17 protein-coding genes are annotated in these 17335 nt (G+C 44.1%); 14 read left to right on the forward strand and 3 right to left on the reverse strand.

Annotated elements, in window-relative coordinates:
- Window positions 1-134: 134 nt before the first annotated feature.
- From FTD44_RS04355 to FTD44_RS04395, 9 genes are all read left to right on the forward strand, one after another.
- Entirely contained in the window at window positions 135-494 is a 360-nt protein-coding gene (locus FTD44_RS04355; RefSeq protein ID WP_129022206.1) for a winged helix-turn-helix transcriptional regulator, read from the forward strand.
- A 79-nt stretch (window positions 495-573) separates the two neighbouring features.
- Entirely contained in the window at window positions 574-990 is a 417-nt protein-coding gene (locus FTD44_RS04360) for a hypothetical protein (RefSeq protein ID WP_222165324.1), read from the forward strand.
- Between the two features lie 144 nt (window positions 991-1134).
- Window positions 1135-2235: a WG repeat-containing protein gene (locus tag FTD44_RS04365; protein ID WP_222165325.1), complete on the forward strand. Its 1101-nt coding sequence runs from the start codon at window positions 1135-1137 to the stop codon at window positions 2233-2235.
- A gap of 2 nt (window positions 2236-2237) precedes the next feature.
- Window positions 2238-2627, forward strand: coding sequence for an SMU1112c/YaeR family gloxylase I-like metalloprotein (gene gloA2 / locus FTD44_RS04370; protein WP_222165326.1), 390 nt, complete (start codon window positions 2238-2240; stop codon window positions 2625-2627).
- Window positions 2624-3628, forward strand: coding sequence for a DapH/DapD/GlmU-related protein (locus tag FTD44_RS04375; protein ID WP_222165327.1), 1005 nt, complete (start codon window positions 2624-2626; stop codon window positions 3626-3628). The genes gloA2 and FTD44_RS04375 overlap by 4 nt, the downstream gene beginning before the upstream one ends.
- Before the next feature lie 103 nt (window positions 3629-3731).
- A complete protein-coding gene (locus tag FTD44_RS04380) occupies window positions 3732-4142 on the forward strand; it encodes an OsmC family protein (RefSeq protein ID WP_129022202.1) in 411 nt (136 codons plus the stop codon).
- Between the two features lie 170 nt (window positions 4143-4312).
- Entirely contained in the window at window positions 4313-5011 is a 699-nt protein-coding gene (locus tag FTD44_RS04385) for a DUF421 domain-containing protein (RefSeq protein WP_222165328.1), read from the forward strand.
- 76 nt (window positions 5012-5087) lie between these two features.
- Entirely contained in the window at window positions 5088-5417 is a 330-nt protein-coding gene (locus FTD44_RS04390) for a YegP family protein (RefSeq protein ID WP_222165329.1), read from the forward strand.
- Between the two features lie 97 nt (window positions 5418-5514).
- Window positions 5515-6201: an alpha/beta fold hydrolase gene (locus FTD44_RS04395; protein ID WP_222165330.1), complete on the forward strand. Its 687-nt coding sequence runs from the start codon at window positions 5515-5517 to the stop codon at window positions 6199-6201.
- 72 nt (window positions 6202-6273) lie between these two features.
- Here FTD44_RS04395 and fabF read toward each other — a convergent pair whose 3' ends face one another.
- Window positions 6274-7521, reverse strand: a complete 1248-nt coding sequence (gene fabF, locus FTD44_RS04400) for a beta-ketoacyl-ACP synthase II (protein ID WP_222165331.1) — start codon at window positions 7519-7521, stop codon at window positions 6274-6276.
- Window positions 7522-7591: 70 nt separating this feature from the next.
- Window positions 7592-8185, reverse strand: coding sequence for a TetR/AcrR family transcriptional regulator (locus tag FTD44_RS04405; RefSeq protein WP_222165332.1), 594 nt, complete (start codon window positions 8183-8185; stop codon window positions 7592-7594).
- 254 nt (window positions 8186-8439) lie between these two features.
- On the opposite strand from FTD44_RS04405, the gene FTD44_RS04410 reads away from it, so the two are divergent.
- Both FTD44_RS04410 and FTD44_RS04415 read left to right on the forward strand, forming a co-directional pair.
- Window positions 8440-10800 carry a TonB-dependent receptor gene (locus FTD44_RS04410; RefSeq protein ID WP_222165333.1) on the forward strand — a complete coding sequence of 787 codons (2361 nt, stop codon included), beginning with the start codon at window positions 8440-8442 and terminating at the stop codon, window positions 10798-10800.
- Between the two features lie 9 nt (window positions 10801-10809).
- The gene (locus tag FTD44_RS04415; protein WP_222165334.1) at window positions 10810-11634 is read left to right on the forward strand and encodes a DUF4249 domain-containing protein; all 825 of its coding nucleotides are present in this window, start codon (window positions 10810-10812) and stop codon (window positions 11632-11634) included.
- Window positions 11635-11709: 75 nt separating this feature from the next.
- Here FTD44_RS04415 and FTD44_RS04420 read toward each other — a convergent pair whose 3' ends face one another.
- The gene (locus FTD44_RS04420) at window positions 11710-12135 is read right to left on the reverse strand and encodes a hypothetical protein (RefSeq protein WP_222165335.1); all 426 of its coding nucleotides are present in this window, start codon (window positions 12133-12135) and stop codon (window positions 11710-11712) included.
- A gap of 744 nt (window positions 12136-12879) precedes the next feature.
- Here FTD44_RS04420 and FTD44_RS04425 point away from each other — a divergent pair.
- The 3 genes from FTD44_RS04425 (at window position 12880) to FTD44_RS04435 (ending at window position 17326) form a co-directional block, all read left to right on the forward strand.
- Complete coding sequence (locus FTD44_RS04425) at window positions 12880-13344, forward strand: hypothetical protein (RefSeq protein ID WP_222165336.1); 465 nt, start codon at window positions 12880-12882, stop codon at window positions 13342-13344.
- A gap of 338 nt (window positions 13345-13682) precedes the next feature.
- Entirely contained in the window at window positions 13683-14426 is a 744-nt protein-coding gene (locus FTD44_RS04430) for a LytR/AlgR family response regulator transcription factor (protein WP_222165337.1), read from the forward strand.
- Window positions 14423-17326 carry a sensor histidine kinase gene (locus FTD44_RS04435; RefSeq protein ID WP_222165338.1) on the forward strand — a complete coding sequence of 968 codons (2904 nt, stop codon included), beginning with the start codon at window positions 14423-14425 and terminating at the stop codon, window positions 17324-17326. The genes FTD44_RS04430 and FTD44_RS04435 overlap by 4 nt, the downstream gene beginning before the upstream one ends.
- The last annotated feature ends 9 nt before the right edge of the window (window positions 17327-17335 follow it).

Below are 17335 nucleotides of genomic sequence, written 5' to 3' on the forward strand. Positions count from 1 at the left end.
TTTAAATGATGCCACAAAATTAGATCCTTACTAATATACAAACACTATTCATTACCCTTAAGAAACTGGTTACCCATTGGTAACTAATATACCTTAATAATGTAATTTTGCTCACTGATTGATTCCGTATAAACATGAAGAAGCAAGCGCAATGTAATATTACCACACAATGCCAGACCAGGATTCTCGCTATAAAAGATGCAATGGAGATTTTATCCGGCAAGTGGAAGTTCCATATTCTGGGCACATTATTGCTTAATGAAAAATTGCGTTTTATGGATCTTCTGAGAGAGGTTGAAGGCATTGCCCCTAAAATGCTGTCAAAGGAATTGCAGGACATGGAAATGAATCAATTGATTACCCGTACGATTGTCCATACAAAGCCAATCACAGTAGAATATGCACTGACAGAAGCCGGCAAAACAGTTGGACCACTGATTGATGAACTGGCCAGCTGGGGCACGGCGTACAGAAATGCACTTTTTCATCAATAGCCATAAGTCCTGCTGCTGCACATACCCTAAACCCGAAAAAAGTATCTTTAAACTCAGGCTGACCATTTAATACCACAACATGCATCGTTTACTACCCTTACTGTTTATTCTCTTTTCCGGCAACAGCTTTGGTCAATCTGCACTCAAACAGTTTGATGGTATATGGTATTGCAAAGCGGAAAGCCGCTACATGGAAATATTTCCCGATGCTGCAGACAGCAACCGGGTGACCATAAATGAATGGAAAGGTGTGCCGCAACGTAAAGTTGCGATGAATGTAGATGCCTATACGGCATTGTTACGGGACCAGAAGCTCATTATTCCGGCAGATGACAAGGAACATCGCGCACCTTATTGCGAACTCAGCATCAAAGACGGTCAGCTGATATATACCTGCAATGGAGGAATGAATGTTACAGACCAGTTCCTGAACGGAGATCAATACAGCACAAGACTTATTTTCATCAGAAAAACCGGCAAGAAAAAGCAGGACTGATTCTGGCTATACTCCCCATTTCTTTTTTAACAATATTTTCGCCCCTTACGCTGCTCCTCTTTTTCTAACTTTAATGCCTGTTCATAACAGGTGTTGTGTACAGCATCCCAACCTTTTCATCGCCCTGCATTATTGTATCATTTTATGAAGCAACTACTCTTTCTTTGTTGTTATTGCTTAGGCTGCCTGTCCGGTTTCGGTCAGCAGGCAGGTGCGTGGCAGAGCTTCTGGAATAATGACACGACCCTATTCGGTTTTAAAGATGCGCAAGGCAAGGTGGTTATTCAACCCAGCTATAGCAGCATGTTCTTTGTCCGTAAGCTGGATCATATTGCAGCCTTAGCAGAACAGAAAGGCGAGCAATGGGATAGTTATTATGTAACGCGATCCGGCAAGCAGGTGGCCAGGGACAGCCTGTATATATTTGACAATGCTTCCGATTGCGAAAGCGAAGGTTTTATCCGCTTCCGGGACCCGAAAACAGACAAAGCAGGCATGCTTAACCGTGATGGCCAGGTGGTCATACCCGCCGTGTATAATGACCTTAGCCCGGTGCATAATGGCATGATTGTTGTCCTGCGCGACGCACATAAGCAGCACTGGGATACTGCACAACATTCCGGTTGCGATCACTTTAGCTGGGTAGGCGGTCAAGAGCTATTGATCGATACAGCAAACCGTGTTCTTATCGATTCCTTTCCGTATAACCAGGAACTGGATTTTTCATCTGTACACATTACTTCTAAACCAGAGCAACAGCAAGACAGGATTAGCTTTAAGGGCACTAATGGCCGATATTATTCCTTTATCGATATGGATAAGGAATTTGAGCACTGGTTGCAACAGAAATTATTGCATCAGCTTTCAGTGCAAACAATGATCGGACATGCATTCCCGACAATGTGCACCTGGAGTGAAGAGGAAGGCTGGATTTTTCAAAAAGCATCATCCGTTCTGTCCCGCAACGAAGTACTCCTCAAAGCAAAACTCAAATGTGTGCAGGACAAAACATGTGACTATGCTATTGTTAGTGGAACCCTCAACCAGTTTATATATACTTCCGATGATTTCAATATCTATTTTAATAATTGCGGTAATGCTGAAAGCTGGCGTTATCCGACCAAAAGCATCATAATAGATTATAGAAACGGAACAGATTTCAAACAGGATCATTTTGAATTTTTACGCACCCCGCAAGGCTATAAGCTTATCTGCATCAGCCTGGGCCAAGACACCCTTAAATAATCATGTTACACCTGGAGCATATACATCATATCGCCATTATCTGCAGTGATTATACCCGATCCCGGCATTTCTATACTGAAATACTGGGACTGAAAGTGATTCAGGAAGTGCACCGTGCAGACAGGGATTCCTACAAACTGGACCTGGCTCTGAACGGGCAATATGTAATTGAACTGTTTTCATTTCCCGATCCGCCCAAACGCCCGGGCAATCCGGAGGCCACAGGTTTGCGCCACCTTGCATTTGCAGTTAAAGACATTCAGGCATCGGTACAACAACTGGTGCTGCAGGGCATAAATTGCGAACCTATACGTACCGATCCCTACACACAAAAACAATTTACTTTTTTTCAAGACCCGGACCAGTTGCCGATAGAACTGTACGAAATATGATTAACATCCAGGATTACATCTCCCGTTTTAAAGAACAATATCCGCAGGCACCGGAGCCATTAAATCTATTGCCGCAACTGAGCGATTTTGTACAACACGAAATCACACAACTGGACGCCATTTATGAGGTAAAGGATAATGTTGCCATTCACCCTACAGCAGTCTTAGAACACAATGTGACCATTAAGGCACCGGCTATTATAGGCCCGGGTTGCTTTATCGGTGCGAATGCTTATTTACGTCAGGGTGTAATCCTTACAGAGCAGGTCAGTATCGGCACTGGCTGCGAGATCAAGTCCAGCATTATTGGCAGCCGTACAGCCATTGCCCATTTCAATTTTATCGGAGACAGTCTCATTGGCGCACAAGTTAATTTTGAAGCAGGATCGCATACAGCCAATCATTTTAATGAGCGCTCAGACAAGCGCATATTCATCAATATCAATGGGGATATTAATGATAGCGGTTTGCTGAAGTTCGGCGCTATCGTGGGCGACCATTGCCGCATTGGTGCCAATGCTGTTTTATCACCAGGCACCATTCTGGCTCCGAGGACTATTGTAAAACGACTGGAACTGGTAGAGCAGGTGAGCGAAGATACCCTGATCAACAATAAGCATTACCATAAGAGCCGGGCACAGATGATCCGCAATTACGTAGAAGGGTATAACCAGTATGACATAGACCAGATGATGACTGACTTCGATCCCAACATCGTATTTGAAAACATTCAGAACGGAGAGCGGAAAATGAGGCTGGTAGGCCTTCATACCTTCCGCGTACAGGCAGAGGAGGCAAAGCAATACTTTAAAGAGAGAAAGCAGACCATTGTTTCGTTCAAGGATTCGGGTAATGAAACCGAAATAGAAATCGACTACTACGCCATCATTGGTGCAGATCTGCCTAATGGTATGAAAAGTGGTCAGGAGCTGCGTCTTAAGGGCTGGTCTGTATTTACATTTGAAGGAGAGAAAATTACCCGTCTGGTAGACATCAGTTAGGCATCTGAAAATATTCACAAAACCTTTACGCTGATTGCGACAATATTCATAAATGTTTTTGTAATATTAATTACCATTTTATCCACCTTTTAAACTCAGAGAGATGAAACGTAAAGCAACCGCCGTATGGAACGGAACCGGCAAAGAAGGCAGCGGACACCTGTCTACGCAAAGTACCGTTCTGAATAAAACGCAATATTCCTTCAACAGCCGCTTTGCAGAAGGTGTTGGCACAAACCCTGAAGAGTTGCTGGCCGCAGCACATGCAGGATGTTTCACCATGAAGCTCAGCTTTGACCTTGCAGAAGCAGGTTTCATACCGGATACGCTGGAAACGGAATCTGCCATTACCTTTGAAGATGGTAAGATCACCCGGTCCGAACTGACGCTGAAAGCAAAGGTTCCCGGCATAACAGACGAGCAGTTCCAGCAGATTGCCAAAGGTGCAGAACAAAACTGCCCGGTAAGCAATGCCTTTAGTTTTGACATTACCCTGAAGGCTACTTTAGAGTAATCATTTTTATCAGAAACACATTTTAAAAAGAGCCGTATCGATTACGGCTCTTTTTCATGATATCTTGTTTGCGTTATAAAAATGATAAAAGAATTATAACCGCTTCTTCCCGGAAAGGATAATGCGTATCTTAAAGGCACTCAATTTTCATTAATTAACATCTGCCATTTATGATATTGTTATCTGATTTTAACTGGAAAGAAATTTTGCTGGGCAGCGAGGAGTGGAGTTTTCTTGGAGAAGTAGTACTGCGCACAGCGGTTATGTTCCTTATGATTATCCTGAGCCTGAAGATACTGGGTAAAAGGGGTGTAAAACAACTCTCCATATTTGAGCTGGTGGTCATTATAGGGTTCGGTTCTGCAGCCGGTGACCCGATGATCTATAAAGATGTGGGCATCATCCCATCCATCATTTCTTTCCTGGTGATCATTACCGTCTATCGCATCCTCACCCATTTTATCGGGAAGTATAAAAAATTCGAAACCTTTGTGGAGGGCAGACCACTATGCCTGATACGGGAAGGTGCATTTGCTGAAAATTTTCTGGAAGAGGCCCTGGGCATACAGGAATTACTATCAGAACTACGGCTCAAAGGCGTATCTCAGCTGGGACAGGTACAAACCGCACTGGAAGAGATATCGGGAGAGATCAGTGTATTTTTTTACCCGGACGAAGAAGTAAAATACGGATTACCGATTATGCCAGAAGAGCTGGCACATCCCCTCACTGATATTGAGACGGCAGGTCATTATTCATGTAGTAACTGCGGGCATACCGAGTATAAATTCAATGGGCCTGCAGGAAAATGCAGTACCTGTAAAGAGGATGAGTGGGTCTCTTCCAGCAACCGCAGAAGGATCTCCTGATTATTAACGCTGTATTAATGAAAAATATATGCTTACTCCGGCGAAGTTTTATAGTTTTATGGAAACAATAGATTTTATGGGAAAATTCACTATCTCTAAAAGAACTAACGGAGAATACCAGTTCTCTTTAAAAGCTGGCAATGGCCAGATAATCCTGTCCAGCGAAGGCTATAACAATAAGGCCGGTTGCGAAAACGGAATTGAGTCTGTAAAAAAGAATGCGCCGGATGACAATCGTTACGAGCGCAAAACAGCCTCTAACGGCAAATTCCACTTCAACCTGAAGGCGGGTAACGGACAGGTCATTGGCAGCAGCCAGATGTATGAATCCGAAGCCAGCCGTGATAATGGTATCGAGTCGGTCAAAAACAATGCACCGGATGCTACCGTAGAAGATGAGGCGTAAATATATTTCTTGAGCAGAAGAGCAGGCATAAAGCCTGCTCTTCTGCTTTATGTGTCTTCAATATATTTTCCTATTTTCATCCCCAAACTAAAATAGCATGAAAAACCTGATACTCCTGCATGGTGCCCTGGGGCACAGCGATCTGTTCGCACCTTATAAGGACATATTATCCCCGCATTTTAATATCCATACACCACTGTTCTCAGGGCACGGCCAGACAAGCCTTCCTGAAGGAGGTATTACAATGGAACAATATACCCGGGAATTAGCGGCTTATTGTAATCGGGAAGAACTGCAGGAAGTGCATCTCTTCGGGCACAGCATGGGTGGTTATGTGGCGCTGTGTTATGCCCTGCAACAACCAGACAGGGTAAAATCGGTGATGACACTAGGCACCAAATTTGACTGGACTGAAGAACAGGCAATCAAAGAAAGTAAAATGCTGGACCCGGAAACTATACAGGCCAAAATACCTAAATACGCCGCACAACTGGAAGCACAGCATGGAACGCAATGGAAGCAATTGTTACCCGAAATTGCCGGTATGATGATAGCCCTGGGCAAAAAACCGGTTTTGCAATCAGAAAATCTATCTACCCTTAGTCTGCCTGTACAGATCATGCTTGGAGATAAAGACAATATGGTCAGCCTCGAGGAAAGTACACAGGTGTATCGCAGCATACCCGAAGCAAGGTTCGCCGTACTGCCGGATACCAAACATCCTATGGATCGTGTACGTCCGCAACTGGTACTGGATCTGATGAAGGACTTCTGGGGATTATAACTGATTTATAATTACAAAAAAGAGCAAGCATGATGCTTGCTCTTTTGTATATGCTCCGAACAGGAAGCATTATTACGATGATTTATATTTCTTGAAGATGGAGGTTGCGATGTGTCCGCCAAAACCAAAGGTATTGCTCATGGCATAATTTATCGTTTTTTGCTGAGCAGTGTGCAGGGTAAAATTAAAGTCATCTTTATACTCCGGCTCTATATCAACAGCATTAATCGTCGGAGGTACGATATCATGCATCACTGCCTTAATACAGGCGATCGCTTCTACAGCACCAGCTGCACCCAGGAGGTGACCTGTCATTGATTTCGTCGCGCTGATATTTAATCCAGTACCTCTGCCAAAAACACGCTCTATTGCTTTTAACTCACTGAGGTCGCCCTGAGGTGTTGAGGTTGCATGTGCATTCAGGTAATCGATATCTCCTGCGGTAATCTCCGCATCTTCCAAAGCAGCCAGCATACCCAGGTAAGCGCCCTCCCCTTCAGGATGCGTTCCGGTCAGGTGGTATGCATCGGCAGCCATTCCACCACCCACAATTTCAGCAAGGATGGGAGCATTACGTTTTATGGCATGCTCATAAGACTCCAGGATAAGGGCACCGGCTCCCTCACCCATCACAAACCCATCTCTGTTGATATCGAAAGGACGGGATGCTATAACCGGCTGGTCATTAAGAGTAGACAATGCTTTTGAGGCATTGAAGCCTCCCACAGAACTTTCATTAATGGGCGCTTCCGATCCTCCGGTAATGATCATATCAGCCTTACCCCAGCGGATATAATTAAAGGCATCAATGATCGCGGTATTGGAGGTCGCACAGGCAGATACCGTTGTATAGTTAATCCCCCTTAATCCATACTTGATGGAGATCACACCGGAGGCAATGTCAACAATCATTTTAGGAATAAAGAAGGGACTGAAACGAGGCGTGCCATCACCTTTGGCATATTCCATAACTTGCTCCTGGAATGTACCGATCCCTCCATTACCGGATCCCCAGATCACTCCGATGCGGTTTTTATTCAGCTCCTCAAAATTGATATTGCTGTCCTTAACGGCTTCTGCTACCGCTGCCAGCGCATACTGCGTAAACAGATCATACTTACGAGCAGCAGCCTTTTCCATATGATCTAAGGGATCAAAATGCTTGAGTTCACAGGCAAATTTGGTTTTGAATCTATCGGTATCAAATTTGGTAATGGGTGCCGCGCCACTCATTCCATTGGTAAGCGATTGCCAGAAATCACTTACGTTGTTCCCCAGGGGAGTGAGGGCCCCAAGCCCTGTAATGACTACTCTGTTCATAATTACTATTTGTGTTTTAAACCATAGAAACCATTAATATACCGATTGGTATATTAATGGTGAAAAAATTTTATTTCAGTAATTCCTGCACCACAATCAGTTTGATTCTGTCTGCTGCGAGCTGGAAATATTTAGTATCATTCATAATCTTTGCCAGGAGCATATTACCTTCCATAATACTGAAAATAGTAGCAGCATATGTAGTCGCATCGGCTTTGGATTTAAATTCTTTTTTGGCTTGTCCCTGCTCAATAACCTCCCGGATCAACCGCAGAAACTGCTTCATGCTTTTACGAACTATATCGCGCATAAAATGCAGGTGATCGTCTGCCTCCACCGCTGCATTCATTAAAGGGCAGCCCCCTTTCCCGAAAACGATCTGTCCGTTACGGACATAAAAATCCGGGTAGGCCAGCAGGGCCTCTTTTGCAGAAGTAGCTTTTCCGATCCAGTCTTTTAAAGCATTAATGATGACAGAGCTGTTATACTCATAGGCTGCAATAGCCAGCTCATTCTTATCTGCAAAGTTTCCGTAGATAGCGCCTTTAGTCAGTTTCGTCGCTTTCTGAACATCAGACAAAGACGTATTCTCGTATCCTTTTACGTTAAATACGGTGGCTGATTGCTCTATAATAAACTGTCTTGTCTGCTCTGCTTTTGTCATGTGCGATAAGCATAAAATAATTGCTGATCCACAAAGCTACACAATATCAGATAAAATATACCAATAGGTATATTATTTATTGCCGGAATATTTATATGAAGCAATGTCAATTCTGCGTTCAATAATGTACATTTTTAGCCTGTATTTCTTTTTACTTTTATCCATCCCTGCAATTGCCTGCTCTTTATACTAATACTCAAATCTCTCCGTTATAACTTAAACATTTAATTAACACACCTGTCAATTAAGATTCCATGAAATCTACTATTGTATCCCTATCTATTGTTGGGGCCTTTGCCGCAACAAGCCCGGCCTTTGCCCAGGCGAAGCTTACCCTGAGCGGGTTTGTCAAGGAAAGCAACTCGCAGGAAACACTTCCGGGAGCCGTTATTAAGGTTAAAGGCTCCGAAACATTTGTCACTACAAATGAGTACGGTTTTTATTCCCTGAGTCTTCCGCAGGGCAGTTACGAGCTGGAGGTCTATTTCCCCGGCTATGTCAGCAACAAGACATTTACCATCGACCTGAACAGCAGTCAGAAGCTGGACATGGATATTGCGCCCCAGAATACGCTGGAAGAAGTTACCGTTACAGCACAATCCGGGCAGGTCGCCAACCTTCGCATGGGCACACATCAGCTCGAAATTGACCAGATCAAAAATGTACCGGCATTACTGGGCGAGAAAGATGTATTTAAAGTCATCAAACTCTTGCCTGGCGTGCAGAAGGGACAGGAAGGCAGCAGCGGATTCAATGTACGGGGCGGTGGTGTGGACCAGAACCTAATCATACTGGACGATGCGGTGGTGTATAATGCCAGTCACCTGTTCGGCTTCTTCTCCGTATTTAACGGTGATGCGCTGAAAGGCGTAGAACTCATCAAAGGGGGCTATCCTGCCAAATACGGAGAGCGCCTGTCTTCTGTCCTGAACATGACGATGAAAGAAGGTGATAAAGAAAAATTTAAGGGAGAATACGGCATCGGCCTGTTATCGTCCCGGGTTACAATCGAAGGTCCTATTGTAAAAAACAAGGCTTCTTTCCTGCTTTCTGGCCGCAGAACATATGCCGATGTACTGGCGCAGCCTATTCTGAAAGCTTTCGGGGAAAGTCCCGCTGGTTACTACTTTTATGACATGAATGCGAAGGTAAACTACCAGATCAATGATCGTAACAGCATTTACCTCAGCGGGTATTTTGGCAGGGATAAATTCTATATCAACTTCAAAGATCGCGATATGGAGAGCAGTGCCAAGAACAATTTCAGCTGGGGTAATGCTACGGGTACCTTCCGCTGGAATATGATACTCAATCCCAAACTCTTTGCCAATCTTACATTCAACTACAGCAATTATAACATGTCGGTATACATGAAGGAAAAGTTTGGATCTGATACATATATCATGCAATACCTTTCTTCAATCGATGATATTGGCGCCAAATATGACCTGAGTTATTATGCCAGCGCTCGTCATACCATAAAGGCCGGGTATAAGATCACGAGGCATCTATTCAAACCGAGTGTATACACAACCATTGAAAACCAGGACAAGAAGATCACCCAGGCAGATGATTATATCAGCTGGGAAAACAACCTGTACATTGATGATGAATGGAAGATCACTAAATCACTGGCAGCCAACCTGGGCTTAAGGGGTTCTTCCTTCACGACCAATGCCAAAACATATTTCAACCTGGAGCCCCGTGCTTCGGTGCGTTACCTGCTGAACGATCTGACTTCTGTAAAGGCAAGTTACACGGTAATGAACCAGTATATGCACCTGGTGAGCTCTACGGGCATCAATATGCCTACAGACCTGTGGATACCAGCTACGGAGCGTGTGGCTCCGCAAAGAGCGAAACAGTATAGTGCGGGCTTGTTCCGTGATCTGCAGATTGGCAAACAGATGTTCAACCTGAGCCTGGAGGGTTATTACAAAGACATGAGCAATATTGTTTCGTACAAAGAAGGCGCTTCTTTTATGTCTATAGGTGACCCTACGGATAATGGTAAGCCGATTACTTTTGAAGATAATGTGACCTCGGGTACGGGCAAAAGCTATGGTGCAGAACTGATGTTCCAAAAGCAAAAAGGCCGTTTCACGGGCTGGCTTTCCTACACGCTTTCCTGGACGAAATACCATTTTGCTGAGATCAATAACGGAGAATGGTTCTACCCGAGACATGACCGGAGACATGATGTAAACCTGGTAGGCTTTTATGAAATCAATAAAAAGATACGGCTGAATGCACTCTTCACTTTTGCAACGGGCAACCCGGTAATGCTACCGAGATATGAAGCAAATATTGTAGGTAATATACCGGTAGACGGTAACCTCAGTGGCAGTAATGTCTACAACGGCTATCACCTCTACACTGACCGGAATACTTATCGTACCGAAGCCTATCACCGTATGGATCTGGGCATACAGTTTATGAAGCAGAAGAAGAACGGGGTAAGGACCTGGGAGCTTAGTTTCTACAATGTATACAACCGACAAAATCCGTTCTTCTATAACATGGAAAGCAGTTCTTTTATGAGTGAGCAGAAGCTGTATAAATACACCATTTTCCCGTTCATTCCATCTATCACATATTCATTCAAATTTAGCTAAGCCATTACTATGAGATATACAGTGTATAAACTAATCGCATTTCTGTCGCTCGCATATACTATGAGCAGCTGCCGTAAGGAAGTAACCAATATTCCGCTGGCGCAGGCCGATGATATGGCCATACTACAGGGGTACCTGAATCCCGACCTTGATACGATTACCATTGCCTTATCAGTTGCATCGGGGATTACCAAAAACAAGAAAACCATTACACAGACCGACCTGGAACATGCGCAGGTAACCATTGAGTCTAATGGTGTGGTAAAGCCTTTGCAGTTCCTGACCAATAATTACGGACTGGTAGTATTCTATCTGAAAAGAACGGAGCTACCCATATTATCCGGAAGTACCTATACGGTACGCGCCAAAAACGGAGATAAATTCTCTATGGAGGCCATGACTACGGTACCTGCTCCAGATTTTGATTTCAGCTTTGAGACAACTGGTCCTTTTCATTCCGCATCGAGTGATATTTACAGGATCAAAACCAAGGTGGCTGATATACGCGGGCAAGAGAATTTTTACAGGATCAACATTTATTCTGAAATGCCCTGGAATAACAGTAACGTAGCGATCTATTATGTTACGGATGATCATGATGCTACCGCAGAAATCAGTACCAAAATAGAATTAGGAGCTTATGCAAAGGACTCCGGGACCTGTACCCTATCTGTATCCAATATCAGTGAGGAATATTACAAATTTGCAGAATCATTGAATACGCTGGGCAATACAGATGGTAATCCCTTTGCCGAACCCACCAGGCTATACACCAATGTGCAAGGCGGCATTGGCATACTGGCTTCAATGAGGGTGAAGTATAAAGCCCTGTAAGCATTTCAGAAAAGACAATAAACAACAAGCGCCGGGAATCCCGGCGCTTGTTGTTTATTGTCTTAAAACTACTGACTACCATTTATACGGTTTGCCCAGATACATTCTCTGGTTTTTGAGTAGTTTCCTTAATTTTTTGGGAATGCAATTTTCATCATAGCGGCTAAGGTATTTCTTGGGCTCGTTTTTGAAAATGATACCATACCAGTTAATGATGTAACAGTTATCAGCATCAATAATTTCATATTCATCTGAGCCATCTTTCGATTTAAATACGCGGGTTCTTATCCCGCCACTTTTACGATCGCTTACCGGAACCAATTCAATGGTACGGCTGTCCTCCTTGTCTCCAAGCTTAAGACTAGTTCCTGTTAAAGTATAATCGTTATTCAGAAAATAAATACTACCACTTTCCTGAATAACCGTATTGGTATGAATTTTCTCCTGACCGAAGGCATTCAGGCTAATGATTGTAAGGAATGAGCATAATAATTTTTTCATATTTTTTATGTTTAACGGGTGAAATGCATCAGAAAGAATTATTAAAAACTGAGTCTCCGCTTAAAGGAAACAAAGTTTAGCATTATGATTTAAATAGTCTATTTATATCTTTTTCTACCTTTTGCCTTGATGCAAAAGGTACCGCCAAAAAATCAAGGCTGTATAAATTCCTGGCTAAAAATCAATGTGTCGGCCGGTCACAAACCAGACTCGCTGCGCTCAGACAGTGGTTTCCGACTTTATCGACCGAGCCAATGATTTTATTAACGCCGGATTTATAAGGCCTTTCGAGCGATCTGTTCTGTACGGATCGCTTATTGTTTTCATCACAGCGATAGCCATTTTGGAGTGGAGCTGCGATCGTTGAACACCGAACGGATCACGCGTTAAGCTCAAACGATCAATGCACGCAACGGTACAAAATGGCGGTGCCCCGCAATCGCCTTGATGAAAACAAAGGCATTTTTGGTCCTTTTGTTGCCGGACAAAAGGACGAATAAAATAGTTTACTATATGCGGATAGTCAGTTATTAAAAAACCAAAGAACACCCTATGCTTGAGTCATTATACTATAGCCAGGCATTCATTGATAGAACCCAAAATACATATTAAATATTCCACATACAAGTGCCTGATCAAAACAACAAAACAGATCAACCGGCTATGTCACTCCCCCGCCCTCTACTCCGGCAAAACTTATGTATATTTGAGCGCTAAAAACCAGCTTTACAAGGACAAATACATATGAATATTACTGAACTAAATAACAGACCCGACCTCTCAAGTGACAACAAACTACACCGGATCTATGAACAGCTGGGTATGCTGATAAAGGCAATAAATAATAAAGATTTACCAGCAGATACGGAACGCAGCATTAGCCAGCATGTGGCAGTAGTAAATGCTTCTGCACTTGATGGAGCAGCTTTGGGCAAGCTGGTAAAACAACAACAAACGGCAATCCTGAAACTGCTGGAAAAAGAGCATAAAATTGTTGCCAAAAACCATTACCGGAACATGTGGATGCTTTTAGGTTTCACTGCATTCGGATTACCGATCGGATCGGCATTTGGTTTGAGCATAGGCAATATCGGACTGATTGGTGTAGGACTACCCATTGGTATGGCTATTGGTGCAGCTGTTGGTTCATCAATGGATAAGAAAGCCTTTAAGGAAGGCCGGCAGCTTGATATTGAAATCAAACTTTAAATGCCTTATTTAAAAACGTATTAAACCCGCTACCCTGGCGGGTTTTAATATATACACAAAGAGAATAGGTGTTTCTATTTCGGATTAAGGCTGTAGTACTCCGGTGCCGGGCGGTCTTAATAATGACCACAAAAACACACAACAATAGGAAATATTATGTACATTTACGGTAGTGACTGAGCGAGGTAAATTATTCCTATCTACATTGAACGTTAAGGTATTATAGACTGGCAAAGGGGAAACGTTTTTGGACACGGCAGTTATTATATTGCCGGAAAGATGGAGATTTCATGTGAAGATGTTTTTATACTTAACCCATAGTATTCAACACACACTTTATGTTTTCTGCCCTTATATTAGATGATGAAGCACCGGCGCGTAAATGCCTGCATGGATTATTAACGGAGCACTGTCCTCAGCTCAGTACCATTTTTCTGGCAGAAGATATAGCTGCCGCTACCAGACTACTGCACGAAAATAAAATTGACATTGTATTTCTTGACGTGAACCTGGGTACTGAGACCGGTTTTGATTTATTACAGAAAGTGCAGGACAAAATTCAGGCACTGATCTTTGTAACTGCCCATGATACCTTCAGTCTGAAAGCCATTAAAGCACAGGCAATAGACTATCTTTTGAAACCGATAGACATTGACGAGCTGCTGATCGCTGTAGACAAGGCAACAGCATTCCTGCAAAGAAAAACGCCGGTATTGCCCGTGCCGCAACCATCCGTACCAGATCTGCAGCAGCAACAGGTCATCGTCAATCACGATAATGGTTTTGAATTATTTGACCGGGCGCAGATTCTATTTGCCGAAGCTGCCGGCAGCTATACCGCATTTTACCTGGAAGGTTCCCGTAAGATTACGGCTTCCCGCCAGTTGGGATCTTATGAAACCTTATTAACGAACCCAACATTTTTCCGTTCCCACAAATCATTTATCATCAATCTCCAGCACCTGAAAGGTTATTCTTCCAAGAATGGTTATACAGCCTTGCTTGCCGGAGGATATGAGATCCCTGTCAGCAGGAGAAAGCTGCCTCTGTTTCTTGAGCTATCCAAAAAACTGGGTTCTTGAAACGACTACCTTTAATTATCCTATACTGCCTGTTCTTTAGCGGAACCGCATTTACACAGCCCGGCACCTATATCCGTTACAGTACGGCAGAAGGCCTGAGTGGCAACTATATGTATGATATTGCCCAGGACAGGGAGGGCTTTCTCTGGATCAGTTCCAACACCGGCGTATATCGCTTCGATGGCACTCACTTCCGGCAATTTGGCACCAAAGACGGATTGCCGGACAATGAAGTACTGGAGATCAGCGTCGATAAATACGGAAGGATCTGGTTTTGCTGCTTCAATGGCAGGATAGGCTATTATGACAAAGGCCGTTTCTATCATCCGGCCAATACACCTGCGCTTGCCGGAATACGGCTTATGAATTACTCTCCTCACTTCTATGAAGGACGGAATAACATCAATCATATCTCGGGTATTGGTGGTGACTATACGCAATTAACCGTTAATGCAGACAGTATCCTCAACGGCAATATGATGCCCTACAAGGTGAATATTTACTGGGAGGATGGAAGCGATAGCTATTATCTGTTCAATAACTTCATTCATAAGAACAGGCAGCAAATCTATAAGCTTAAAGGGATTACCAATAGTGGAACGGTTGTTGCAAACGGCAATGCACTTTATTACCTGATGTCGGACAAATTATTCCGCTTCCGCAAGGGTAAAGAGGAGTTACTATATTCCTGGACCGAAGCACTGGAGCCCTGGAAGCTTGAGGTTCAGTCATCAGGACACATCTTTATCACCTGCAGCAATGGACGGGTAATAGAACTGCAGGAGCAGAACGGAGCATATAGTATTTCCCGGACCTTCACGGATATTTATTCGCCCGGACGTGCATGGTCTGATAAAAAGGGAGGTGTGTGGATCACTTCACTTGCCGATGGTTTATATTACTACCCGGATAATAAAAGAGAAGCAAGGGCAGCAGCTTTTACGAAAGAATGGCCGGGGAAAATCATTACTGATATGGAGGTCTGCGGCACACAGATCGTAACCGGATTTGAGAACGGCAGTGTAGCTTGCTTCAACAGAGAATTAAAGCTGGATACGGTTCTGCTCCGATCGGTCAATACGGCCATGATGATCAAAAATGTACACTATGACCAGCATTCAGGAAAGGTAATTGTTTCCGGTGGCCTGATTTGGATATGGCAGACAGGTGGCCTCAACAGGTTCAGATCATTAAACGTGCGATATAGTCAGCAACCGGTTATCGTGCCGATGAAAGATGCCGAAATAACCGCTTCGGGAAAATTATATCTGAATGGTATCCGCAACTTATTATCACTGGATATCCGCAGCGCCCAGCTGGTTGTTGATTCTGTATTCTGGAGCGCGAACCGTAAATATGCCATCTGCCCGGATATCGCTCCCGGCAGGATTTGGTACAGCGACATGGACGGATTCCATTTCCTGAAGGGCGGAAAGAGCCATCAGCTGAACCTTCCTGAACCTCTGGCCAATCAACGTATCACAGACATCAAGATGCCCGCCCCTGATCTCCTGGTACTGACCACAGAAAGTAATGGAATTATGATTGCTGATACACAGGGCAGGATCAGGCAACTGATCCTGCCAGAAGCATTGCATGGAGGCTCTGTCAGTAAAACAAAAATGTATGGTGATCAGTTATGGCTGGCTGGGGATGCAGGAATCGGCATGTTCCGGCTGGAACACAATACGTTCAAACCGGCATTATGGGTAAATAAGAGCAATGGCCTCCTATCGGATAATGTCCTGGCCTTTTGCCGTGACGAGGACTTTCTTTATACGGTGACCGCAGAAGGATTACAAAAAATGGCCCTGGGCTCTTTGACCCAGGCTCCTGAAAGACCGCGACTGTTCATCCATTCCATCCAGAATAAAGCCCAGGTCTGGATCAACCCCACTGGAACCATACACCTGCCCGAAAAAAGCAAGGAAATAAAGCTGGAGTGCAGTGCTGTAGCCTTTGGTAATACGGCCCCGGTAGTCTTCTCCTACCGTTTTGACGGTGCTGATAATTTTATTGAAACCTCTGGTCCGTTTTTCTCCATTCCCCTGAGTTTCGAAGGGAAGAAGAAGTTATACCTGCGCTGCCGCAAAGGAAATAGTGCCTGGTCGGAGGAAAAGACCGTTTTATTACAAATCCCTGTACCATTTTTTCAACGATGGCCCGTAGGCCTTGCGCTCTTGCTGTCGGGATTGGTTGTGGTACTACTCGTGAGCAATTATCTTGCGGGAAGGTTGCGCAAAAGACAAAGGCAGGACCAGGACCTGAAGCTACAGGTTGCCCTATTGAAGCTGAGTGCCCTGCAAGCTATGATGAACCCACATTTTGTATTCAATGCGCTGAATGCGATCCAGGGTTATATCAATGACCATGACCGGTACCAGGCCAATAAATACCTGGCCAAGTTTTCAAAACTGATTCGCGGAAGCCTTAACAGCAGCCGGGAAACGAAGATACTGCTCTCCAAAGAACTGGAATATATAAGCCATTACCTGGACCTGGAGCAATTACGTTTTGAAGACAGATTGAGCTATACTATCGAGCTTGGACCGGGTGTAGATCCGGAAAAGATTACAGTACCGGTAATGCTCCTGCAACCCCTGGCGGAAAATGCCGTTATTCATGGAGTGATGAAGAGTAAAAAACCGGTTTTGATTACCATATCCTGCAGGATAAGTCCGGATAGTTTATGGATCTGTATACAGGATAACGGACCCGGAACAGCCAACACACATACTACAGAGAAAACACATAAAAGCCTGGGCCTGGATATGATCCGCAGCAGGCTGCAACTGCTTTCCGAAACGCAGGGCAAGACCTACAGCTTCCAGCTTAAAGACAACCCGGCAGCACCTGGTGCTATAGCCATTTTACAACTGGCCAGGGGATGCCCGTCCTGACCGTTTATC

This window comes from Edaphocola aurantiacus (assembly GCF_019797745.1).
Taxonomy (GTDB): domain Bacteria; phylum Bacteroidota; class Bacteroidia; order Chitinophagales; family Chitinophagaceae; genus Edaphocola; species Edaphocola aurantiacus.

Bases quoted from the DNA above. Each gene is read 5' to 3' on its own strand.
- FTD44_RS04355 (WP_129022206.1), top strand. From the start codon at position 135: ATGAAGAAGCAAGCGCAATGTAATATTACCACACAATGCCAGACCAGG.
- FTD44_RS04360 (WP_222165324.1), top strand. From the start codon at position 574: ATGCATCGTTTACTACCCTTACTGTTTATTCTCTTTTCCGGCAACAGC.
- FTD44_RS04365 (WP_222165325.1), top strand. From the start codon at position 1,135: ATGAAGCAACTACTCTTTCTTTGTTGTTATTGCTTAGGCTGCCTGTCC.
- gloA2 (WP_222165326.1), top strand. From the start codon at position 2,238: ATGTTACACCTGGAGCATATACATCATATCGCCATTATCTGCAGTGAT.
- FTD44_RS04375 (WP_222165327.1), top strand. From the start codon at position 2,624: ATGATTAACATCCAGGATTACATCTCCCGTTTTAAAGAACAATATCCG.
- FTD44_RS04380 (WP_129022202.1), top strand. From the start codon at position 3,732: ATGAAACGTAAAGCAACCGCCGTATGGAACGGAACCGGCAAAGAAGGC.
- FTD44_RS04385 (WP_222165328.1), top strand. From the start codon at position 4,313: ATGATATTGTTATCTGATTTTAACTGGAAAGAAATTTTGCTGGGCAGC.
- FTD44_RS04390 (WP_222165329.1), top strand. From the start codon at position 5,088: ATGGGAAAATTCACTATCTCTAAAAGAACTAACGGAGAATACCAGTTC.
- FTD44_RS04395 (WP_222165330.1), top strand. From the start codon at position 5,515: ATGAAAAACCTGATACTCCTGCATGGTGCCCTGGGGCACAGCGATCTG.
- fabF (WP_222165331.1), bottom strand. From the start codon at position 7,521: ATGAACAGAGTAGTCATTACAGGGCTTGGGGCCCTCACTCCCCTGGGG.
- FTD44_RS04405 (WP_222165332.1), bottom strand. From the start codon at position 8,185: ATGACAAAAGCAGAGCAGACAAGACAGTTTATTATAGAGCAATCAGCC.
- FTD44_RS04410 (WP_222165333.1), top strand. From the start codon at position 8,440: ATGAAATCTACTATTGTATCCCTATCTATTGTTGGGGCCTTTGCCGCA.
- FTD44_RS04415 (WP_222165334.1), top strand. From the start codon at position 10,810: ATGAGATATACAGTGTATAAACTAATCGCATTTCTGTCGCTCGCATAT.
- FTD44_RS04420 (WP_222165335.1), bottom strand. From the start codon at position 12,135: ATGAAAAAATTATTATGCTCATTCCTTACAATCATTAGCCTGAATGCC.
- FTD44_RS04425 (WP_222165336.1), top strand. From the start codon at position 12,880: ATGAATATTACTGAACTAAATAACAGACCCGACCTCTCAAGTGACAAC.
- FTD44_RS04430 (WP_222165337.1), top strand. From the start codon at position 13,683: ATGTTTTCTGCCCTTATATTAGATGATGAAGCACCGGCGCGTAAATGC.